This is a genomic window from Salipaludibacillus aurantiacus (genome assembly GCF_900111295.1).
GTDB lineage: Bacteria > Bacillota > Bacilli > Bacillales > Salisediminibacteriaceae > Salipaludibacillus > Salipaludibacillus aurantiacus.
Genome location: NZ_FOGT01000005.1, coordinates 116,332 through 139,458 on the forward strand (window position 1 = coordinate 116,332; position 23,127 = coordinate 139,458).

The 23,127-nt window shown below is 41.2% G+C and carries 23 protein-coding genes; 21 read left to right on the plus strand and 2 right to left on the minus strand.

Annotated features, from left to right (window positions below):
- Positions 1-52 precede the first annotated feature (52 nt).
- From BMW59_RS07645 to BMW59_RS07670, 6 genes are all read left to right on the plus strand, one after another.
- On the plus strand, positions 53-910 hold the full coding sequence (locus BMW59_RS07645) for an aminotransferase class IV (protein ID WP_093049768.1): 858 nt from the start codon (positions 53-55) through the stop codon (positions 908-910).
- A gap of 493 nt (positions 911-1,403) precedes the next feature.
- A complete protein-coding gene (locus BMW59_RS07650) occupies positions 1,404-1,754 on the plus strand; it encodes a lmo0954 family membrane protein (protein WP_093049771.1) in 351 nt (116 codons plus the stop codon).
- 22 nt (positions 1,755-1,776) lie between these two features.
- Positions 1,777-2,433, plus strand: coding sequence for a PspA/IM30 family protein (locus tag BMW59_RS07655; protein WP_093049774.1), 657 nt, complete (start codon positions 1,777-1,779; stop codon positions 2,431-2,433).
- 71 nt (positions 2,434-2,504) lie between these two features.
- The gene (liaF, locus tag BMW59_RS07660; protein WP_093049777.1) at positions 2,505-3,233 is read left to right on the plus strand and encodes a cell wall-active antibiotics response protein LiaF; all 729 of its coding nucleotides are present in this window, start codon (positions 2,505-2,507) and stop codon (positions 3,231-3,233) included.
- Entirely contained in the window at positions 3,230-4,279 is a 1,050-nt protein-coding gene (locus BMW59_RS07665; RefSeq protein WP_093049780.1) for a sensor histidine kinase, read from the plus strand. The genes liaF and BMW59_RS07665 overlap by 4 nt, the downstream gene beginning before the upstream one ends.
- Positions 4,272-4,904, plus strand: a complete 633-nt coding sequence (locus BMW59_RS07670) for a response regulator (RefSeq protein ID WP_093049783.1) — start codon at positions 4,272-4,274, stop codon at positions 4,902-4,904. The genes BMW59_RS07665 and BMW59_RS07670 overlap by 8 nt, the downstream gene beginning before the upstream one ends.
- 33 nt (positions 4,905-4,937) lie before the next feature.
- Here BMW59_RS07670 and BMW59_RS07675 read toward each other — a convergent pair whose 3' ends face one another.
- Together BMW59_RS07675 and BMW59_RS07680 are read right to left on the minus strand one after the other, a co-directional pair.
- On the minus strand, positions 4,938-5,801 hold the full coding sequence (locus tag BMW59_RS07675) for an ATP-grasp domain-containing protein (RefSeq protein WP_177174230.1): 864 nt from the start codon (positions 5,799-5,801) through the stop codon (positions 4,938-4,940).
- 20 nt (positions 5,802-5,821) lie between these two features.
- Positions 5,822-6,724 (minus strand): ATP-grasp domain-containing protein, encoded by a 903-nt coding sequence (locus tag BMW59_RS07680; RefSeq protein WP_093049789.1) that lies wholly within the window; start codon positions 6,722-6,724, stop codon positions 5,822-5,824.
- A gap of 128 nt (positions 6,725-6,852) precedes the next feature.
- Here BMW59_RS07680 and BMW59_RS07685 point away from each other — a divergent pair, with 128 nt between their 5' ends.
- From BMW59_RS07685 to mreD, 15 genes are all read left to right on the plus strand, one after another.
- Positions 6,853-8,190, plus strand: coding sequence for a bifunctional folylpolyglutamate synthase/dihydrofolate synthase (locus tag BMW59_RS07685; RefSeq protein ID WP_093049792.1), 1,338 nt, complete (start codon positions 6,853-6,855; stop codon positions 8,188-8,190).
- Between the two features lie 140 nt (positions 8,191-8,330).
- Positions 8,331-10,028: a sensor domain-containing diguanylate cyclase gene (locus tag BMW59_RS07690; protein WP_093049794.1), complete on the plus strand. Its 1,698-nt coding sequence runs from the start codon at positions 8,331-8,333 to the stop codon at positions 10,026-10,028.
- Between the two features lie 140 nt (positions 10,029-10,168).
- Positions 10,169-10,432, plus strand: a complete 264-nt coding sequence (locus tag BMW59_RS07695; RefSeq protein ID WP_093049796.1) for a hypothetical protein — start codon at positions 10,169-10,171, stop codon at positions 10,430-10,432.
- A gap of 31 nt (positions 10,433-10,463) precedes the next feature.
- Positions 10,464-12,158, plus strand: coding sequence for a VanW family protein (locus tag BMW59_RS07700; protein ID WP_177174231.1), 1,695 nt, complete (start codon positions 10,464-10,466; stop codon positions 12,156-12,158).
- A gap of 329 nt (positions 12,159-12,487) precedes the next feature.
- On the plus strand, positions 12,488-13,267 hold the full coding sequence (locus BMW59_RS07705; protein WP_093049800.1) for a prepilin peptidase: 780 nt from the start codon (positions 12,488-12,490) through the stop codon (positions 13,265-13,267).
- Complete coding sequence (pilM, locus tag BMW59_RS07710) at positions 13,255-14,259, plus strand: type IV pilus biogenesis protein PilM (protein ID WP_177174232.1); 1,005 nt, start codon at positions 13,255-13,257, stop codon at positions 14,257-14,259. The genes BMW59_RS07705 and pilM overlap by 13 nt, the downstream gene beginning before the upstream one ends.
- A gap of 3 nt (positions 14,260-14,262) precedes the next feature.
- Positions 14,263-15,165, plus strand: coding sequence for a PilN domain-containing protein (locus BMW59_RS07715; protein ID WP_093049804.1), 903 nt, complete (start codon positions 14,263-14,265; stop codon positions 15,163-15,165).
- Positions 15,165-16,049, plus strand: a complete 885-nt coding sequence (locus BMW59_RS07720) for a hypothetical protein (protein ID WP_093049806.1) — start codon at positions 15,165-15,167, stop codon at positions 16,047-16,049. The genes BMW59_RS07715 and BMW59_RS07720 overlap by 1 nt, the downstream gene beginning before the upstream one ends.
- Positions 16,050-16,483: 434 nt before the next feature.
- Positions 16,484-17,587, plus strand: coding sequence for a hypothetical protein (locus BMW59_RS07725; protein ID WP_093049808.1), 1,104 nt, complete (start codon positions 16,484-16,486; stop codon positions 17,585-17,587).
- A gap of 28 nt (positions 17,588-17,615) precedes the next feature.
- Positions 17,616-19,049 (plus strand): aspartate ammonia-lyase, encoded by a 1,434-nt coding sequence (aspA, locus tag BMW59_RS07730; RefSeq protein ID WP_093049810.1) that lies wholly within the window; start codon positions 17,616-17,618, stop codon positions 19,047-19,049.
- Positions 19,050-19,150: 101 nt separating this feature from the next.
- The gene (locus tag BMW59_RS07735) at positions 19,151-19,708 is read left to right on the plus strand and encodes a Maf family protein (RefSeq protein WP_093049812.1); all 558 of its coding nucleotides are present in this window, start codon (positions 19,151-19,153) and stop codon (positions 19,706-19,708) included.
- A 13-nt stretch (positions 19,709-19,721) separates the two neighbouring features.
- The gene (gene radC / locus BMW59_RS07740; protein ID WP_093049814.1) at positions 19,722-20,408 is read left to right on the plus strand and encodes a RadC family protein; all 687 of its coding nucleotides are present in this window, start codon (positions 19,722-19,724) and stop codon (positions 20,406-20,408) included.
- A 253-nt stretch (positions 20,409-20,661) separates the two neighbouring features.
- Positions 20,662-21,702 carry a rod shape-determining protein gene (locus tag BMW59_RS07745; RefSeq protein ID WP_093049816.1) on the plus strand — a complete coding sequence of 347 codons (1,041 nt, stop codon included), beginning with the start codon at positions 20,662-20,664 and terminating at the stop codon, positions 21,700-21,702.
- A gap of 14 nt (positions 21,703-21,716) precedes the next feature.
- A complete protein-coding gene (mreC, locus tag BMW59_RS07750) occupies positions 21,717-22,604 on the plus strand; it encodes a rod shape-determining protein MreC (RefSeq protein WP_093049818.1) in 888 nt (295 codons plus the stop codon).
- Entirely contained in the window at positions 22,601-23,125 is a 525-nt protein-coding gene (gene mreD / locus BMW59_RS07755) for a rod shape-determining protein MreD (protein ID WP_093049820.1), read from the plus strand. The genes mreC and mreD overlap by 4 nt, the downstream gene beginning before the upstream one ends.
- Positions 23,126-23,127 lie beyond the last annotated feature (2 nt).

A 23,127-nucleotide genomic window follows, 5' to 3' on the forward strand; every position in this document is an offset into this window, starting at 1 on the left:
GTGAAAAGGGGTCAGACCCCCCTTTTTTTCCCAGAAAGCCGGAGGTGGCGTGATGCCGGAGATTGCATTTTATAATGATTCCTTTGTGGATATTAACGCGAAAGTCGTTCCAATTCAGGAGCGGGCGCATCAGTTTGGAGATGGAATTTATGAAGTGATCAGGGTGTACAATGGACGTCCTTTCTATATGGACGAGCATTTACATCGGCTTCAAAAAAGTGCAGAGGCTATTGAGCTTCAGCTGCCGTATACGTTAAATCAAATAGAAAATTTATGCCTTGAAGGCCTTGAACGTTCAACGTTAAAAGAGGCAGAAATTTACATTCAGATTAGCCGGGGAATATATACCCGGCAGCACCATTTTCCCGAACCGTCTTGCGCGGTTTTTACAATGACTATAAAAAATGCACGGGTTATTCCGGAAAATAAACGTGTAAACGGAATGAAAGTTCTTACTACCGAGGATGACCGGTGGAAAAACTGTTATATTAAATCACTTAATCTCCTTCCTAACGTTATGGCTAAACAAAAGGCAAAGGTGAACGGTTGTGATGAAGCTGTGTTTCATGACGATGGAATTGTGAAAGAAGGCTCCAGCACTAACGTGTTTACAGTTAAAAACGGCATTTTGCATACTTACCCGGCATTAAATGGCATTCTTCACGGGATTACCCGCAGCATAGTCCTTAAGCTGGCTTCTGAAACCGGGATTGAAGTTGTGGAAGAGCCATTCAATCTGGATTTCCTGTATGAGGCTGACGAAGTATTTATTACGAGTACCAGTATGGAAGTGATGCCGGTCTCCCAGGTCGACGAAATTGAGTTTTCAACAGTCCGGCCGGTCACAGACAAATTAATTGAGCAGTTTCAAGCTTTAAAAGATGATGTGATTACTGGGACAAAAGAATAGGATCCATAAAGAAACCTGGAGAAATATCGTATGATATTTTTCCAGGTTTTCTATTTTTGGAGTTAAAGAAGGTGCCCTTTGACTAAGAATGATTTCAGTCCGCAAGGTGGACGCTTGCCCAGGGCAAATCAATAAAATAGCGCCTCAATCGGCGAAAAATGATTTCAATCAGCGAATTTCCCCCTTCTTTGCCTTTGTTCAACGGGGGAGTATGGTTTCATAGTTTGCGGCTTCGTATTTTAAGACTTGTAGCGGGCTAATTTCAACTCAGTATGGAGTAAAGGTAGAAACATAAAAAGATAACCCCAATTTTCGCAATTATCCGGTCAAACAGTCTTCTGTATTTTTGCCCCCATATCCTGCTATCTGCGCGCTCGTCGAATGCCACAGTAAATACGCCTCTGGTCTTAGTCAATATATATCCGGAGGACGTTATGGACCGACAATTTTCCCGGTAAGATTAAGATAAGAAATGAGAGAGGAGGAAACAACAATGAATTCTTTCCTGTTGTTTTTACTGGCGGTCATTGCATTAATTATCTTTTTGGTTAACTTGGGGCCTCTGATTTTATTTGGTGCAGGCGTGCTTTTGCTGTATGTGATCTTTAAACAGTACATGAAAACAGAATCAACTGGTGCTAAAGTGTTCTGGGTGATTTTAGGGCTGATTGTCCTCAGCATGACTGTCTCAAATATATACGCTTTAGCCGGAGTGCTTGCATTATATATTCTTTATCTGATTTTTAAAAAAGATAAAGAGAAGCCGGAAAAAGCCAGAAGTTCCAACAGCAACGAAGACCCTTTTACTAATTTTGAGCGGGAATGGGCAGACCTGAAAAAATAAACAAGAGTAGGAGATGAGTATAATGGCAAACGTGTTTACAAGGTTGATGGATAGTATTGAAGGTGATATTCAGGCTTTTTTGGACAAGAAAGATGAGAAAAATCCGATGCAGGCATTAAATCATTATTTAAGGCAGAGTGAAAAAGAAACAGAAAAAGTAAGGCAGCTGATTGAGCGGCAGCGCCGGTTAAAAGATGAATTCAGCAGTGAAAGAAAAGAAGCGGATTTAATGGCTGACAAGCGCAGGGACCAGGCGGAAATTGCAGAAAAAGCAGGGGAGCATGAATTAGCAGATTATGCACGGAAAGACTATGAAGAGTACAGAGCGAGAGCTGAACGTCTTACCTACAGTGAAATCGAAGCAATGCGTCAGCTGGAAGCACTCGAAAAAAAATATGAAGAAATGAACCATAAACTGAAAGATATGCGTTTAAGAAGAATGGAAATGATGGGCCGTGAGAATGTCGCCAGAGCGAGACATCAGATCAGTAAATTAGATACCGGTGCAGGTGAAAAGCCATATTCACGCTTTGCAGACATGGAACGGTATATAGAAGAGCTGGAGCACAAAGTAAATAATGATTATTACCGCCACACATTTGACAGTAAAATAGCGAGGATTGAAAAACAAATTAACAGCGGGGGTGCCTCGTCCGAAAGTAACGAAAAAATGGTATGATATAAAGGGTGCGGCCGCCGCACCCTTTTCCAGCAACAAAAAAACTGATCCATCGAAGGAGGCCGCCTGCTATGTTGAATAGAATTCCGACCCATACGTTTAACTGGATTCTCATCATTACTTTGGCTATCCTTCTTTTTGAATTAATGTTTTTCGGCGGAGGATTTATTTTTACAGCACTCTTTCTCGGCTTCTTAATATTTTTGGGCTGGAAAAATTATCACACCTTGATTGGCAAGGTGCTGTTTTGGATTGGGACAGTCAGCCTTGCTTTAAATGTACTGAATATGTATGCTCTCCGCTTTTTATTTCTGGCAGTGATCTTCCTTTTCTTCCGCCATTACTACAAGTCTAAAAAAGAACCTGATTATATAAAGCCGCAATTTAATGGGGAAACGTCCATCGAATCAGAAACTTTAACAGAGTTTTCACCGCTTCTCCAGCACAAATTTTTAGGAGATCAAAAAACAGAAGAGACCCCTTATCAATGGCGGGATATAAATATCCACGGAGGAATCGGCGATCGTGTGATTGATTTAAGCAATACAGTTATACAGGAAGATGCGGTTATATCGATCCGGCATTTTATTGGAAATATTAAAATATATGTTCCTTACGAAGTGGAAGTGGCTGTGCTTCACAGTTCTATATTCGGGCACCTTTCTATATTTCAGAAATACGAAAAAAAGCTGGTCAATCAGTCGGTTGCTTTCCATACAGAAAATTACTTAAAAGGAAAACCAAGGGTGAAAATTGTCACCTCTGTATTTTCAGGGGATATAGAGGTGAGGAGGATATGAGCACATTAATAAGGCATATGCTCATTGCTGTCCTTTTTCTGTTTTTATTTTCCCTTTTTCTCTTAGGGCTTACGTTTACGGCGTTTCCACTTGAAAGCTGGACGCGTCTCTACCAGCAAAGTATTTATGATGTCTCCTATTTATATTTTGTCTTAATTACGATTGGCGCTGCCGGAGTAGTTTTTGGTTTAATTTACGGAGGTTTCTGGAGAAAAAAGTTAAAAAATATAAGTGAAAAGCTGGAAGATTTAATTAAAGGACAGAAAATATCTTTTAAACGTGAAGGGTCTTTAACAGAGCTGACTGAAATTCAGGAACAGGTAAAAAGAATTGAAGAGAAAATGACAAGGCAGGCAGAAATCTCACAGAAACTTGCCTCAGAGCGGGCAACAGAGAGAGAAAAAAGCTTGCATGAGGTCGTGGTGCAAGAGAGAAACCGGCTCGCCCGCGAGCTCCACGACTCTGTGAGCCAGCAGTTATTTGCGGCGTCTATGATGATGTCTACAATTAATGAAACAAACCCGCCTGAAGATCAAATAATAAAGAAACAGCTTAATATGGTAGAAAAAATGATTGACCAGTCCCAGCTGGAAATGAGAGCGTTACTTCTCCACTTGAGGCCGGCCGCATTAAAAGGAAAGACGCTCACAGAAGGAATAGAAGAACTGCTTGCAGAATTAAAACAGAAAGTCCCTCTGTCGATTGAAGCTAAACTGGAAGACCTTACTCTTGACAAAGGGGTGGAAGACCACCTGTTCCGTATTTTGCAGGAATCAATTTCGAATACTTTGCGTCATGCCCGTGCCGGTCTGCTTCAAGTAATGCTTATAGCCAGGGATGATAACGTCATTCTAAGAATAACAGATGACGGGCAGGGCTTTAATGTTGAGGAAGCACGTAATCATGGATCATACGGAATTCAGAACATGTATGAGAGGGCTGAAGAATTGGGCGGTACCATGAAAGTGGTCAGTATAGAAAATGAGGGAACGCGCCTGGAAGTAAAAGTACCAGCTTTAAATAAAAGGGGGCAGAGCGATGATTAACGTTTTATTTGCAGATGATCATGAGATGGTCAGAATAGGCGTCTCTTCTTATTTGTCGGCCCAGCCGGACATTGATGTCATTGCGGAAGCTGATGATGGGACAAATGCCGTGGAACTGGCTCTGAAATTAAAGCCGGATATTATTTTAATGGACCTTGTTATGAAAAAAATGGACGGGATTGAAGCGACAAGAAGAATAATTGATCAATGGCCCGAGGCAAAAATCATTATAGTCACAAGCTTTCTGGATGATGAAAAAGTGTACCCGGCTCTTGAAGCAGGGGCTACCAGCTATATGCTCAAGACATCAAAAGCGAGTGAAATAGCTAAAGCGATCCGGGATACATATGAGGGACAGTCTATACTCGAGCCTGAAGTTACAGGAAAACTTATGAATAAAATGAGAGGGGGGAAAAGGCCGGCCCTTCACGACCAGCTGACAGACAGAGAAAAAGAAGTTCTCCGCCTGATGACTGAGGGGAAAAGTAATCAGGAGATTGCCGATGACCTTTATATCGCCTTAAAAACTGTAAAAGTTCACGTGAGCAATATATTGAGTAAACTTGAGGTTCATGACCGTACCCAGGCGGTTATTTACGCATTTAACCAAAACCTTTTTAAATAGGGAAGCCTGACCTCTTTGACGATTTACAAGGGTTCAATAGGCTATTTCATTATAAATGTAGTTTGCAAATAAGTCGGCAATATTGATAGAACTGTTCATGTAAAGGCTGCGGCACCCGACAGCATCTTCCATTTCATTAAAGAGTAATTCCCCTTGTTCATCTATTAAAAAGTCCAAACCGACAAAGTCTAAATGGATTGAATTCGTTACTAACTTTATTAATTCTTTTTCTTTATTGTCCAGTTCATAAAAACTCGAATTTCCGCCATAAGAAATGTTGGCCCTAAAATCAGTGGCCGATTCGCGTAAAACAGCGCCTGCGATTTTATTGTTAATAATATATATACGTAAATCCTTTCCCTTTACACCGCCTACCGGCTGGTGAAGGAGGTCAGCAGGCAAGGCTCCGCCAATATGGTCTATTCCTTTTACAGGGTCAATAAGTTCTACTCCTGTTCCTCCTCTTCCGATGGGGTCTTTTAGTATAAAAGGCTTTAAATTTGCCTCCCCAGAAACTTCTTTCGCGAGGGATTCTCTGTGAACTGCCTTGCTTGGGAGCATTGGCATACCAATATTTGCAAACACCGCATGAGCAAGCCGTTTGTCATTGGCAACCCTGGCTACGTATGCTGAATTAAAACAACGGATACCTGCAAGTTCTGTAACTTCATTCAGCCACGGTGACACAGAGCGGTTAATCACAAAATCCGGAGCTTGGCACTCATAATTTGCAAAAACCTTTTGATCTTTTGAAAGGTGGAATTGAATCTCTTCATAAGGGATTACTTTTAATGCAATGTCTCTATTACTGCAAGCTTCCTCCAGCATATCGATAAACTTCTGGTTTCTCGGGATATCATTTTTACGGTATACGACCCAGCCGGTTTTATGGCTCATGTATTTCCCACCTTTTAAAGTCATGTTAGTTTATTTGAAATGAAAGAAATCATATAATCAGCTACGTCTACCCCCGTACATTCGTAAATACTCCGCAAGTGGGGATTTGAATTGACTTCGCAGACCATCGGGCCATTTTCTCCGTACAGTAAATCTACCCCGGCAAAATTAGCTTGTACAGCTTTGGCAGCCGCGAGAGCCAGCTGAATTTCATCATTATCAGGACGGTAAGGCTGAGTACTTCCTCCGGCAGTCACGTTAGCGCGAAAATCATTTTCAGAAGTCCGTTTCATTGCCGCGACTACCTCATTGCCGACAACATTTAAGCGGATATCCGTTCCCACACTCAGTAAGGCCGGCTGCTGATAAAGGTGGTCCCTTCCTGCCAGGCGAGCAGCAATTTCATGCAGCTTATGACGGTTTTCCACCCAGTAAACCTGTTCGCCGAAAGAGCCGTATGCTTCCTTAACAATTAAAGGAAGGCCGATTTCTCTCTCAACAGTTTCCAGATAAGTCTTGTTTATTAATTCCATTCCAGGAAAAATCAACGGGGCGATCATCGTTTTCGGGACAGGGATTTGTTTGGCGGCAAGTTTTTCATGCATAAGAGATTTATTATCACAAATACCGATGGCTGTTGAAGAATTAAACAGGTGAACTCCCAAACGTTCCAGCTGTCTGGCTAAGTGCAGGTCTTTATCAGCAAAGTGAATAAAGTCAGGTAACTCTGTTTGTTTCCCGGAACGAGAATAAACAGCAGGATAACCGGCAGATGTGGTACCGGCGATAAACTGATCATTCGTTTTAGCAGCCAGCTCTATGCCTTGTTTTTCTGCTGCTTTTAACATCCAGTCGACGTAATCGAGAAATTTATTTGTTTGTAAATGGCCATTGTATATGAGCCAGCCGTTTAACTTTGCCAAGTTTAAGCTTCCTTTCGCTAAAAAACTTCTGTGTGTTAAGATATTAGGAAAAAATAATCAGTCTTTTATAGTTGATGATGTCATGTTTCTACTGCAAAATCAACATAAAAAAATAAAAGGAGAAAGAAATGATCACTAACTATGAGGAAGCAATTATGTTTATACATTCAAAAAAAGATGCGGGTATAGCTTATTCTCTTGACCGTATGACACTGCTTATGAAGCACCTTGGCCATCCTGAACAGAAAATCAAAGCGATCCATGTTGCGGGTACAAATGGAAAAGGGTCTGTGTGTGCTTTTTTAGCATCTATACTGAAGGAAGCAGGATATGTCACAGGCTCTTTTAATACTCCTGCTTTTGGGGAGGAGAGGAATCAAATATCAGTTAATTCATTGCCCCTCTCTGAAGAAGCATTCACAAAAGGGTGCCAGTCTGTTTATACAGCTGTAAAAGCTGCTGAGGATGAGAAGGGAGAAAAAATCAGTGAATTTGAATGTTTGACTGCAATGGCTATTAATTATTTCGCTTATGTTCGCCCTGTAGATTTTGTGCTGGTGGAAGCAGGGATGGGAGGAAGGCTTGATGCTACAAACATTTTAAACTCTCCTTTAGCTGCTATTATTACAAATGTCGGTATGGATCATCAAAAGTATCTGGGAAGCAAATTAACTGATATAGCTGGTGAGAAAGCTGGCATTATTAAGTCAGGTGTCCCTGTTTTTACTGCTTCCAAGGGAGAAGCTTTGCAAGTCATAAAAGAAGCTGCTGAAGAGAAGGGCAGCTCCTTGTTTTCATTATCGGAAGAAGTGGACCTATTGCTTGGAGAGCGGTCTGACAAAGAACAGTCATTTACTTATAAGCCCAAATATGGAAATACAGATACTTATTCAATTCAGCTTAAGGGCAGTCATCAGATGGAAAACTCGGGTCTGGCGGTAGCTGCAGCACGTTATTTAATGGAAAAGAACCTTGCGGATATAACTCCGGCCCACCTCAGAAAAGGTTTGAAAAAAACGTTTATACCAGGAAGGTGGGAGGCCTTTTTGTCATCTCCTTCTGTTTTTCTCGATACAGCACATAATTTAGAAGCGATAGCTACAGTAAGGGATAATATCAGAACGGTGGAAGGGCATAGGGATATCACGATCTTATTTGCTGCTATGAAAGACAAACCTGCGGCAGATATGATGAACATACTCTCAACTGTAAAAGGTTCCTTGAATGTAACAGAATTTTCTTCTGTACGTTCGATGAGTCGGGCGGATTACAGGAAATTAATTGATAGCGGGGAAAAGTTACAGGGTGTAAATTATGTTGGAAACTGGGCAGAGTGGCTCGATCAATGGCTGAACCTATCGAATGAAAGAGAGGTCCTCGTTATTACTGGCTCCCATCAGTTTATAGGTGAGTGCCGGCAATTTTTAAAGAACCGTCTCGGTCAATCCGACAACCCTTCTATTTAAAAAACCTCTTTAAAATGTAATCCAATAGTCTTAACAGAATATACAAACTATGGTAGTATAAAAACTGCCAACGGTTGGAAAATTCCGAAAATTACAGGGGTGCCGAAAGCTTAAAAAGACATTCAAAGGATGTGACCAAAGTGTCAGAAAAGCAACAGCGGATTGTCTGGTTTATCTGGTTGTTAACACTGCCACCTTTTATTTACATTGTTGCAGAGCATACATATGATGTCCTGGCTGCATCCTGGCTCCCCGTTTTGTCTTTTACTGTTCTAATTATTATTGCTTCTCTCTTTCCCATTCAAATCAGAAGCACATCTATTGTGCCGTTACATGGGATTTCTTTAGCTATCTTTTTACATTTTGGCCTTATTATCGAAATCCTTGTCACTCAGATAGCTTTATTCACCACCTTAACCAGATTGAAAATTTCCAGGAATGATCTATACCGCTATCCTTTAAATTCATTGCTCCTTCTAGCTACTTCACTTGGCGCCGGAGGCATGTTTTACCTTTTTGGGGGAGTTACAGGCGGAGTAATTACCGGAAACTTTACTCAGCTTCTCCTGCCGGTATTAATATATGTGGTAATTTTCTTCTTCCTTAACAATGGGTTAATATATTTAATCCGATATTACATTCTTGGTATATCAACTATTAAATTTTTTGACGAACCGATGAAATGGCAAGCTCTCACTGGCATCCTGATTGTGCCAGTGGGGCTGACACTTGCCGTGTTATATGAGGAAATGAGTTATGCAGCTGTTTTAATGATTGGTATCCCTATCATATCTGTGTCCCTTATCTTAAAGATTATTAACGAAAGTAAGAGAACCACGGCCCTCCTGAAAAAAGTCAGTGCTTTTGGGCATGAAGTCAATCACAGTTTAGATGTAGAGACAATTATTAATAAATTTATAAATACTTGCAACACGATCTTTCCTTCAAATGGCATCTACCTTTTTGAAAGACGCCCGTCCGGAGATTTAAAACCCATTTACACTCATAACCCGCACGCCCGCTCAAATATTAAAATTCTTTATGGAGACCATATCAGCCAGTATGTTTTCACTAAAGGGGTGTCGTGCCGGTTTAATTCTAAAAAAGAGTGGCAAGAGTTAGAAAATGAGAATATATATCAAGGGGTTCAGTCGGTTCTGTCCGCTCCGGCTATAGTTAATCATACGACCGTAGGTGTGATTACACTAACCTCTGACAGGAAGAATGCATTTGAAAAAAGCCATCAGATGGTTCTGGAAATTATAGCCAACTATCTTTCAGTGGCGGTCCAGAATGCCAGATATATTGAAGAGACTAAAAAAGAAAGTGAGCGCTGTTCATTAACAGACTTGTACAATTACAAGTATTTCGAAAACCTGTTAATTGAGGAATACGGGGAAGGAGTGGAAGAAAATTCTTATGCGATCGTTTTGCTGGATTTGGATCATTTTAAGTTAATCAATGATACTTACGGCCACCAGAGCGGCAACGAAGTCCTCGCTCAAGTAGCAGCAGTTCTTTCAGAGACAGTAGGGGATCTTGGGGTAACAGCAAGGTACGGGGGGGAAGAATTCGTTGTGTTACTTAAAAATATCCGCTTGCCTGAAGCTTCAAAAACAGGGGAGAAATTACGGCGGGCGATCGAATCACACTTATTTGTAGTCAATGCCGACCTGGATGGGGGGGAAAGGAAGACTGTCCGGCTCACAGCAAGCATAGGGGTGGCGGCTAAAAGTGATAAAAACGAAGAACCCTTATCCGTGCTGAGAAATGCAGACAGGGCAATGTATACAGGTGCAAAGCAAAAAGGAAGAAATAAAGTAGCACAATTTTCATAGATAAAACAAATAAAGGAAAACGGCGATCAGACAATAAATCGCCGTTTTTTAATTAGTTATTTATATTGCTTAGGAACAGCATGAATGGTTTAATTGACATAATGAGAGATTACTAGATAATGTTGGAAGGAAGTAATCTAATGGTTGAAATTTTTATCGCAATAGCAGGAGCAATAATTTTAATTCCGATTCTTCTTTTCTTGCCCTCAGTATTTCCAAAGACAGTCACTTTCCTGCATATTTTTTTAGCAGCTGTGTACTTTCTTGTCGGGTTGTTTCTTAATCATTATTTTCATTGGCTTGGCGCGGCCAGCAGTATCGTCCTTCTGGCAGTGTTTACTTCTTACCTTTTTTCCAGACGTGCTGAACGCTTAAATGGACGAATGGCTGAAGAGGAGCACTGACAATAGATATTTGACGAAAGAGGTAATATTTATGAAAAAATGGCAATGGTTTGTTTCTTCCTTAATTATTTTGACAGGAAGCTTGATTTTTCTAAGTTTATTTACTTATTCCGGGACGATGGTTTATTCGACATGGCTTGAAGAAGAAAAGTTTGAGCCCCAAACTCAATTAGCTGATATGGATATCAGTGGACTGACCCAAGAGCAGGCTGCTGAAAAGATTGATGCCCGTACAGCTGGCTGGCAAGCTGAAAGGGCCGTTGAATTACGCTGGTTTGATCAATCACAATCTTATGATACGGAAGAGCTGACTTTTAACAGCCATGGGACTGTAGAAAGACTTAATAATAAAGAGTCAAATAGCGGGGAAATCAAAGTATCGGGCGATGAGCAGTACTTAATTGAAGTGTTGGGGTCTTTTAAGTTGTATTCAGAACCAGAAACTGTGGTAAATACCGAAGCTTTACTTAACGACTTGGAAAAGGAAGCGGCGGCTCTTCCGGCACATGATATTGTTGTTAACGTTCATGAATATGTTAACGAAGACAAGGTAAATAAGGCGTCTTCTGTTCACATTGCAAACAGAACGCCGGGGTCGCCTGAACTGGAAGTTTTAGCGTCAGAACTTTCCCCAGTGGTGATCGAAGGAGACAGCACCTTTTCTCTTTTGGAAGTTCTTCAGGACGTAAATACTGAACTAACAGATGAAAAAGCAAAATCCGTCATTGGATCTGCCATTTATGAGCTGCTTCTTCACAGTAACTTTGACTTAATCGAAAGAACGCAAAGTGAGTCACTGGCTCAAAGTATGCCTTTAGGGTATGACGTTAAAATCAGTCAAAGTGACCAGCTTGATTTAGTATTTGAAAACCCGAATCCTTCACCTTATGTGATGGAATTTGAGGTTGTTAATAATTCATTGCAGGCTGAATTGACTGGAGAAGAATTTCCTTATCTCATCGAGGTGGATATTGAAAACCAGGAAGAGATAAAGCCTAAAACGGTTGTTCATTATACTGAAAGACTGGGAAAAGGAGCAACTGAGACTGTAGAGACTGGTTCTGACGGGGTTACCTACAGTTTGAGCCGTACAATTGTGAACCCTCTAAACGATAACAATGAGGCTGAATATGTGGCTTCAGATTACTTCCCTCCTGTTCATCGGGTTGAAATGAGAAGTAAAGAAGATTTCATTGAAGAAGAGGAAGAACCGGTGGAACCAGGAAATGATGAATTTTTTGACGGCTCTGGGGGCGGAGAAGAAGCTCCTTCTTCAGAAGGGCAGCCTGGCGGTCAAGAGTGGGGGGAAGACCCTTGGAACGACGGTTCTGGCGGCAGTTTTAACGGTGAAGGTGATCCTGGGCCAGGAGGTTCCCCGGACGGCTGGCAGGACAGTAACGGAGACGATAGCCAGCACAGAGAAGGTGGAAATGATTCATTTGGTGATAGCGGCGGGTTTGATTTTGATAGTGATGGATTTAACGGTGAAGGGCAACAGGAAGGTTCAGGCAGAAGAGGCGATGGAGGGCAATGGGATGACGAAGGATTCAACTTTGACGGTGGTGCAGGTGATAGCGGCTGGGCACCTGACACTCCTGGTTCAAGGGATGAGAGCGGTTATCCGGAAACTCCAGAAGATGATAGACAAGAGAACGGCATTGAAGAAAGTCCGGGAATGGATTTACCTGATGATGAAGAAGAAAGTCATCCGGTAAAAGGATACTAGAGCAGCAGAAATAAAGAAGGCAGTATGCCGGACTGCCTTCTTTTCTGCCGTTTAATGAGAGAGAGGATTTTTCCTGAAGAGTGAGCTGACTCCTGAACTGTCACCACGAATTAAAGAAACGATGGTATATCCTGTCTCTTTTTAAGTGTTCAAAATGAACCTTTCTTAATAGTAAAATAACTTATTATCCCCCTTTTCTTCAATACGGCTTCTTATCCCGCTTCCTCGATAAATTGTTTTCCTCTTCCTCTCGTCCGGCTCTTAGGACTTTTCAATCTCCTCTTTACCGCTGTATAAAAATTGCAAAATTTCGGAAAGGGCGTCTATTCATGGAAGTGCTGCTTCATGTATACTTGTTTGTAACAGGAGCTGTTCTCGGCTCGTTTTATAATGTGGCAGGGTTGCGAGTGCCAAAGAATTTGTCTGTTATTAAGCCGCCTTCGTTTTGTCCGGCGTGCCAGCATCGTTTAACGTGGATTGAACTTATTCCGGTTTTTTCATACCTTTTTCAGAAAGGCCAGTGTCGAAATTGCTCCTCCCGCATTTCCAGCAAATATCCTCTATTTGAATTGGTTACCGCCATCCTATTTACATCAGCTCCTTTTATAGTCGGCTGGACAGTTGAACTGATCGTTGCTTTAGTGTTTATTTCTTTAGTAGTAATAATAAGTGTGTCGGATTTAGAGACTATGCTGATCCCCGATAAGTTTCTCATTTTTTTCCTCTGTCTGATTGTTCCTCTTCGTATAATTGAACCTTTAACACCTTGGTGGGACAGTCTGGCGGGAGCTGCCTTTGGTTTTCTTCTTTTTCTCTTGCTGGCTGTTCTCTCTAAAGGAGGTATGGGAGGGGGCGATATCAAACTGATAGGGGTAGCGGGGGTGGTCTTAGGCTTTCAAGGCGTCCTTTTAACTATTTTCCTTTCTTCCATTATTGGGACTATGTTTGGATTTGGAGCTATTGCTTTAAAAAAAGCGAAGCGGAAAACAGCAGTGCCCTTTGGCCCCTTTATCGCAGCCGGGGCTCTGCTCAGTTATTTTTTTCATGACACAATGTTTCAATGGTATATAGACGTATTTATGCATGGAGGGCTATTATGGGTGTTTTAGCATTTAGGAAAAAATATCGCATCAGTCTGCAAATAAAGGATTACATATTGCGTAGTGTAGTAACACGAGAAGATTCTTCAAGTTCATTAGTCAATTATTATGAAAAAGTTATTCCTGAAGGTCTGGTGGAGAAAGGAAGTATTATTGATAAAGAAAATTTTGAACTGTTTTTATCCGGTTGTGCAGCAGAATGGAAGATCACACATAAACCTCTGTATTTTTTTGTGCCAGATTCTTCTTTTTTCTTTGGTGCTGCAAAGATTGCAAAAGATTTGAAAGATCAGGATATACGCAAATACATACAAAGCGAAGCTGGTGCAACTATTCATGTGCCTTTTGATGGGGCTGTATTTGATTATCATTTGTTGGAAAATAAAGGGCGAAAAGAAGATGAAGATTATAATTTAAAAAATATTCTGCTGTTTGCAGCTCCTGAACAAGCAGTTAACAGCTATGCTGCCCTTTTTAAAAAAGCAAAAATGACCCCTGTCGCTGCGGATATCGCACCGCTTTCCATACATCGTCTTTACATGCAGAAAGAGGAGCACGCACCTGGAGAAGAACTTATACAACTGGAATGGGACATGAATTCTATTAATATAGGCATATTTAAAGATAATAAACCTGTGTTCTTGCGTAATCATTCACAACCTTTCAGCAGAGAAGACTGGGAAGCCACAGCGGAGGAAAACCTCGTTCAGTGGGTTTGCAAACAGGATGAAAAAGTGGAGCGGGACATACTGAAGGCGCTAAAGGAAGTGAGACAAGTTATTGACTATTGGAGAAGAGCAGAAAAAAAGGGTGGAAATAAAAAAACGGAACTATTTCTAACAGGCGATCATCCAAAATTATGGTTTATACAAAAGTCGCTTGAAGATTCTCTTAAAATGGACGTACAAACTGAAAAATCTATTGATTTATTATCAAAGGTTAATATGGATCTGCCTGGGCAATTTATTCTCCCTGTAAGCCTTTGTCTTAAAGAGGTGTAGCTAATGTCTGTTGAAATTAATTTACTTCCCGAAAAAAGAGCCCGAAAAGGTTTATTTTATATTTATGGGTCAGCTGCGCTTCTTCTGCTGGTAGTCTTATTATTTACTTTAGCCATATCTTATCAGCAAAATTTATTAAAAGAACAGGAAAGGCTGACTGTTCAGGCCGATGAAGTGAGGGAGCAGCAGGAAGCTGAAAGAAGCAAAGTAGCCGGTACAGACGCTGAAGCTGAACAATTAGAGAGTGTGATAGAAAAGCTTGAGGCACAGAGAAACCCGACAACCAGTTTACTTAACATTCTAGTCGGCAATTTGCCGGAGCGTGGTTTTTTTCTTGAGTTTCAGTTTGAAAACCCCGGCCATATAAATTTGGATGCCCAGTTTGAAACGCAAAGAGGAGCATCAAGCTATCTTCATGAAATAAATCAGCTCCCGGCAGTAGAAGAAGCAACCATTGAGGAAATAAAGGGTGAAGAGTTACTTCCCGACGACGGAACTTTCACTGGTGATGAAATGCCAAGGTACCATGTTTCTTTCTCAATCCGTTTATATGAGCATATATTTAACGATTATGAAAACTGGATTGAAGCTATGGGGTCTTATGAAGAACAATTGGAAAGTGAAAGGTCTCTTCAGGATCAGGGAGAATTTGGCGAGTTTGAGCAGGAAGCTGATCCAGAAACTGAGTTTGATACGGAAAGCGGCTCAGATGTGGACACTGATACTGGTAATGACGATGATGGCGATCTTGGGACAGAATTTAATAGTGAAACTGAGTTTAATTCAGATAATGGATTCGATTTAGAAAATGAACTGAATGATTCAGACGATTTAAACGAAGAGGAAGAAAGCCTGTTTAATGACGATGATGTATTTAATGATGACGAAACCGGGGAGGATGACTAATGAAAATTACCTTCAGGCACATCCAGACAGTTTTAATAACTGCATCAGTAATTCTGCTGGCTGGACTCATTGCTTATTATTTTCTGATCATCCAGCCGCTGGAACAGGGAATAGAAGAAAAAGAAACAGAGCTTGGTTACGAGAGAGAAGTTTTAGAGACTCTGAAACAGTCAGACGGGCCGGAAAAGCAGTATACCGATCTTAAAATTCAATCCCTGCTCCAGCAGGTTCCTGTTAAACCATGGATTGACCACTGGTTAATGGATTTTGAAAAAGCTGAACTAATGTCTGATACACAAATAAATCATTACGTTTTCTCAAAAGACGTTTTGTCTGCTTCGGCGATACATGAGCTGGAAGAAGTAGAAGAGCCTGCTATCGAAACTGAAGTGGAATTTAATATAACTAATGAAACTGGAAATCAGGAAAATGCAGGAGTTACCGGTGAATTTGAAGAAGATACAGATGTCGATGTAAGAGTAGACGTGAAAGTTCATATGGAAGATGAGAAGGATCCACCATCCCCAGCAACTGGGGATACCTCAGTTGAAAGTGCGATGGAGATGGCTGACGGCGTAAAGGTTAACCGGATGACTTCGGGCCTTTCTGTAGAAGCAGAAACATTTGAGCAGCTGTTCCAATTTCTCTATGAAATCGAACAGCTGCCCCGCTTAACTGAAATATATGCTCTGTCGTTTAATGCCCCTTCAGAAAGGGACCTTTTATTTGGAGAAGAAGATGACGAAACGGACTTATTAAATATGGATGTGTATTTGAGCGCTTATTATGTGAAAGAACTGGAACATGTATTTGCAGATTATAAACCCTCAGGTCCTTTTGAAGATCCCGGATTTAAGGTAACACCAATATATCAGGATCCTTAAAAGGCTTGAACAGGACTGAGATTGGTTTGTAAGATACGAACAATTTATACTCAAATGATTTAACTATCGTCATAACACGCAGGCTCCCCGTGGGAAAAGTGCAGCTCGAAGATTCCTAAGATCAGCGGTTTGGGCTGGTCAAGGAGGCTGAGCTTTTACCCAAGGAAAGCGACGTGTTGTGACGATACAAATTTAACCGTCTATCAAAATAAAAACCCCCCGCCTGTGTTTAGATTTTTCATGTTTATTTTACTTTTGACTTATCCTCTTACAGCCAGCATTCTCATTTATCTCATCCGGCAATTACTCTCTTTTTTAGATCGCGGTTTACAGATAATCCGGTGTGCAAAAATCCTGAATCTTGTTCTATCATTTTCGTCCAGTTAATAGAATGGTATAAAAGCTGGTCGAAAAGAAAGGAGCGGCGTTTCATTGTGACTAAAAAGAGAGAGGTACTCGTTCGTCTGGACGGAAAGTATAAGAAGGTTGAAAAACGTATTAATTTTAACGAAACAGCTGCAGCTAAGGATTCTGGAAAAGTACAGCAAAAGTATGCACCTTTACTAAGTGCCAGGCAGTCTGACGAGAAAGAGACAAAAAAAATAGTTAATTTACAAAAAAAACGACAATTTTTGGAAGATACTCAACAACCTTTCTGGGATGATGGCAAAAGTCACCAGAGTCCTAAACTTCCTCCTTCACAAAGGAAAAAGAAAAAACCGTCGTGGAACCGGTTTTCTTTCAGTTTTTTAAAAAATATTGTCTTTTTGTCTGTTACTGCTGCTGTCCTTGTTGGCAGCGCGTTCGGATTAATGCTGCTTTCTTTATTGTCTGGTAATGATACGAGTGCAGAAAGTGAGCAAGGAGTTTTACAGTCAATTGGTCAACCGGCTGAAACTGCAGTCAGAGCTGAGAATGATTTAAAGACATTTCCTGCATTTGACCTCCAGTTAGTTCAGGGCGGCGCGTTTTCTACTCAAGAAAAAGGTCAGGAGATGGCTGGTGTAATAAAAGCAAAAGGGTTTCCTTCGGTAATAATGGAAGATAACGGCACATATTTTTTATTTTTGGGTATCGCCTCCGGAAAGGAATCGGCAGAAGTTATTGGCTCTCATTTGGAAGCGCATAATCAGGATACTTATATTAAGCCTTATGCTTTTAAAACGTCTGAAGCTGAAGTAGAGGACTCCGTTTATTCTGTGTTATCAGCTGGTGTGCAGTGGATGGAGCTGGCTGCCAGGATGTCAGTTAAAAATATGGAAGGACAAGTCCCTGCTGATCAGGACGTCACGGCATTTTTCCAAAGCGGAGCAGTCTGGAAACAATCACATGAAGCCCTTTCGACTAACAACAGTGACGTAGAGGAACTGCTCCAACAATGGCTGGATCTGACAGAGCCTGTTATGGAAGTCTATTCAGCTGGGACCTTTTCAGATGCTTTTGCATGGGAAATTCAAGATTCACTTCTTAAAGGTATGATTATTTATGATAAGCTAATTAGAGAAATAGAAAATAACAATGACATAGACCACACATAATAAAGATGCGGATAAGGAAGGGGTAATTATGAGTTCGTCATCACCACAAGTAAGAATAGAAAAAGATTTAATGGGAGAAAAAAAGATCCCTGCAGATGCCTATTACGGCATTCAGACAATTAGAGCACAAGAAAATTTTCCTATCACCGGGTTTCCTCCCCATGAAGAGCTCATAAAAGCATTCGGGTACGTAAAAAAAGCGGCAGCCAAAGCGAATGCCAAAGTTGGCGTATTGAATAAAGGCATCGCGGAGGCAATTATACAAGCAGCTGATGAAGTCATTGCAGGCGAGTTTAACGAAGAATTTATCGTAGACAGTATCCAGGGCGGCGCAGGCACGTCTTTTAATATGAACGCGAATGAAGTCATTGCTAACCGGGCGATAGAAATTCTGGGCGGTAAAAAAGGCGAGTATTTAAAAGTCAGCCCTACAACCCACGTGAATATGGCCCAGTCTACAAACGACACGTTCCCTACCGCTATTAATATCGCCTGTCTTAATTTGTCACAAGGGTTGATCAAAGCATTAAATGACTTAGTTGAGACAATGAAGAAAAAAGAAGACGAGTTTGACCATGTCATAAAAATGGGCAGAACACATCTTCAAGATGCGGTGCCTATAAGGCTGGGACAGGAGTTTGGTTCATATGGGAGGCTCCTCGCCAGGGATTTAAAACGCGTCAAGCAATCAGTTGACCAGCTTTATGAAGTGAACATGGGAGCGACAGCAGTAGGAACCGGATTAAATGCCATGCCTGCTTATATCGATCAGGTGACTAAAAATCTTGCAGAAATAACAGGACTGCCTTTTCATCGTGCGGATAATTTAGTGGATGCCACACAAAATACGGATGCATACACTCAGCTTTCAGGAGCCATGAAAATTCTCGCTATCAACCTATCCAAGATTTCCAATGATCTCAGGCTGATGAGTTCCGGTCCGAGAACCGGTTTTAATGAGATTAATCTTCCGCCGAGACAGGCAGGGTCCTCTATTATGCCTGGGAAAGTTAATCCTGTCATGTGTGAAGTTGTTAATCAGATTTCGTTCCAGGTTATAGGAAATGATCACACAATCAGCCTTGCCTCCGAAGCAGGCCAGCTAGAGTTGAATGTTATGGAGCCGGTGCTGGTATTTAATCTTCTGCAATCTTTTACTATATTGAGAAACGGTATTAATGTATTTAAAGAGTTTGCAGTAGAAGGTATTGAAGCAAATATCTATCATTGCAAACAGCTGGTGGAAAACAGTGTAGGGATCATAACAGCTATAAACCCTCACGTTGGATATGAAACAGCAGCAAGGATTGCAAAAGAAGCAATTTCCTCTGGCAGGCCGGTCAGGGAAATTTGCATTGAAAGAGGAATCCTGTCGGAAGAGGAACTTGACCAGATTCTTGACCCACTAGAAATGACTAATCCGGGTATTGCGGCAAAAGAATTAATTTTTGGCGAAGAATAACACCCTTACAGAATGCAGCTTGAACAGAGAGGAAGAGTTTAGTAAAATATTAAGTGTCTCTTCCTCTTTCCATAATCTCTCAAAAAAAGGATGGGACATGCATGAAACCTTTCATATTAGCCTCACAATCCCCTAGAAGAAAGCAGCTTCTGGAACAAGCCGGTCTTTCTTTTTCTATTATTCCAAGCAGTATCGAAGAAACAGTACCTAATCATTACTCCCCCGAAGAAACAGTCGCTTTATTAGCTTACCAAAAAGCCGCAGATGTTTTAAAAGATCACAGAGATTCTGTCGTTTTAGGTGCCGACACTATTGTGTCACTTGATGGAACAATTCTGGGTAAACCTGCGAATGATGAAGATGCCAGAGCCAAACTTCACCTCCTTTCCGGCAGAACACACCAGGTTCTTACTGGGGTAGCTATATTATCTTCAGAAAAAGAAGTAACTTTTACAGCCCAGGCTCAAGTCTCGTTTTATTCGCTGTCAGATGAAGAAATTGACAATTACATACGAAGCGGAGAACCGTCTGATAAAGCAGGAGCGTATGGCATCCAAGGCCTCGGGGCCACCTTTGTTGAAAAAGTGGAAGGGGATTACTTTGCGATTGTGGGTCTTCCTATTGCAAAGGTTAGTCGTGCTTTAAAGTCATTTAATTAGAAGGAGGACTTGTATGGCTATGTCGATGATGATTAAAGATGTCCCAAAAAGTGAGAGGCCAAGGGAAAGGATGCTGAGGGAAGGCCCTCAGTCCCTGTCCAACCAGGATTTGATTGCGCTTTTACTTGGTTCCGGAACCAAATCAGAATCAGTTATTCAGCTTTCAGCAAGAGTGATCCAGCATTTTAATGGGCTTAAAATGCTGAAAGACGCAAGCATAAAAGAATTAATGGATATTCACGGGATAGGTGAAGCGAAAGCCGTGCAGCTCCGGGCTGCACTCGAATTAGGAAAGCGGATTCAGCAGTTTCCAGCTGAAGATCGGTATGTGATCCGTTCCCCGGAAGATGTTTCCCTTTATATGATGGATGAGATGCGCCATTTACAGCAGGAACATTTTGTGTGCCTCTATTTAAATACCAAGAACCAGGTGGTTCATAAACAGACCGTTTTTATCGGAAGCCTGAATGCATCCATTGTGCATCCGCGGGAAGTGTTTAAAGAAGCTTTCCGGTATTCAGCTGCCTCTATCGTATGTCTGCACAACCACCCTTCTGGTGACCCTGGACCAAGCAGGGAAGATATTGATGTTACTAAACGGCTCAGTGAATGCGGAAAAATGCTGGGAATTGACCTGCTTGACCACGTTATTATCGGTGATAAAAGGTTTTGTTCTTTAAAAGAAAAAGGTTATCTTTAATTCTTCTATGTATTCTCCCCCTGTTTTAAACTCCTTTTATAAAAATTGGAAAGAACGCTCTTTCCATTATGTACACGCTCCCCCTGTTATGTTAGGATAAAATGAGGATTTTACTGAGTATCATGGAAAATGCTACTCAATTCTTAAAAGATTGAGTATAATTAATCTTATGGACTTTTAATTCCTTTTAAAGCATACTTGAGTGTTTTTTATTAATTATAAATTTTTTAGACCTTGAGAGGAGATTACATAGATGTTCGCAGGATTTTCTAGAGATTTAGGAATTGATTTAGGTACGGCAAATACATTAGTGTACGTAAAAGGTAAAGGAGTCATTCTCCGCGAACCTTCAGTAGTAGCGATGCGGTCGGATACAGGGGGAATTGAAGCAGTTGGAAACGATGCAAAAAATATGATAGGGCGTACACCGGGGAATATAGTGGCGATCAGACCGATGAAAGATGGTGTGATCGCTGATTTTGATACGACAGCTACCATGATGAAATATTTTATTCAGCAGGCTCTGCGGACCCGGTCAGTATTCACGAGAAAACCGAATGTGATGGTATGTGTACCTTCCGGCATTACTGCTGTAGAGAAACGAGCTGTTGAAGACGCTACGAAGCAGGCTGGAGCCCGTGAGGCTTATACAATTGAAGAACCTTTTGCTGCAGCTATCGGTGCAAACCTTCCAGTATGGGAGCCGACAGGGAGCATGGTTGTTGATATAGGCGGAGGAACGACAGAGGTGGCAATTATTTCACTGGGCGGTATTGTAACAAGTCAGTCCGTCCGCGTAGCAGGAGATGAAATGGATGATGCAATTGTTCATTATATTAAAAAGACATACAGCCTTATGATTGGTGAACGCACAGCAGAGGCAATTAAATTTGAAGTGGGTTCAGCCGGCACAGCAGAGCCGGGTGCCGAGATGGATATTCGCGGCAGAGATCTCGTTTCAGGCCTTCCAAAAACAATTACAATAAACTCAGAAGAAATAACAGCAGCATTAGCTGACACAGTAGCACAAATTGTCCAGGCAGTAAAAGATACACTTGAGGAATCGCCTCCGGAACTTGCGGCAGACATTATGGATCGAGGGATCGTATTGACTGGCGGGGGCGCACTATTAAGAAATATTGATAAAGTGTTGGCCGATGAAACAAATATGCCTGTCCTTGTTTCCGAAGATCCTTTGGATTGTGTGGCTGTAGGTACGGGGAAAGCACTGGAAAACCTTCATTTATTCCGGTCAAAAGCAGGAATATCCGTACGCTCAAATCGAAAAGGATAAAGTAGGTGTCGCAGATGTCTCCATTTTTTTCTAACAAGCGGCTGATTATTTTATTAGTTTGCATGATTATCCTTGTCGCACTAATCGGTTACTCCATGAGTGACAGAAAAACACTCTCATGGCCTGAGCAGTTTGTGGCAGATACTGTAGGTACGGCTCAGTCAGCATTTTCAATTCCCGCTCATTTCGCAGCGGGTTTCTTTGAGAACGTGCGCGATATAAGAAATTTATACACCGAGAATCAAGTGTTAAAATCGCATTTGGATGAATTTGCTTCTCTTCAGGTTGAGTTGAACCAATTGCGAAGAAAAAATGAAGAACTTGAGGGGGCGCTTGACCTTCAGGACGATTTGGATTTGATGGACTATACTGTCCGGTCAGCTATGGTAATTCACCGTTCGCCCGACAGATGGAATGAACTTGTAGGGATTAATAAAGGGGCGCAGGATGGCATCGAAGAAGATATGGCAGTGATGACATCCCAGGGGCTTATTGGAAAAGTTAAACAGGTTTCACAATTTTCCTCATCAATACAATTATTAAGTGACCAGGATATTACGAACCGTATTTCAGCAATGGCAGACGGGGACGAAAGTATTTATGGGTTCATAGAAGGCATTCATAATGAGAGCGGCTATTTACAGTTTACAAAACTTGATATTGATGCTGAACTTGAAACAGGCCAAACTGTGTCTACTTCCGGTTTGGGAGGCGTTTTTCCTGAAGGCTTAATGATTGGAGAAATTGTAGATTATGAAAATGATGAATACGGGCTTACCCAAACGGCCTATATTGAACCTTCAGCTAATTTTTATCATCTGGATTATGTGATGGTTGTTGAGCGGGGAGCCCCCACTCTTGAAGATGATATAAACCCGGATGCTGAGGCGGATAACTCATGATAGCTCGTTATTCTTTAATTGTTGTGTTGTTTATTCTGTTTATAATTGAAGGAACCGTTTATCAGATATTTGCACCAGATCTGCACGGTTTTCCTTACCAGTTAATTCCCCGGTGGATGTTTATGCTGATTTTACTGGCCGGCATCTTCCGGGGAAGAGGATACGGTTTGTTTTACGGGATCATGTTTGGGGTTTTTTATGATATTGTGTATTCTCAAATACTTGGTATATATACATTTGGGATGGGGTTAATTTCTTATATTTTATCTATTTCAATCCCTTTTATAAAAGATAATGTGGCAATGACTATCCTCACAGTAACGTTTGGTGTTGTGTTATTGGAATATTACGTATTTGGAATGATGACGTTACTAGGTGTGACCGATATGTCCCATGAAACTTTTTTTAACGACCGTTTTCTTCCAACTATGATTATGAATTTTACGTTTCTGGTTATTTTTACTTATCCATTAAGGTTATGGTTTCAGTTCCTTGAGAAGAAGTTTAATGAATTAATTTAATA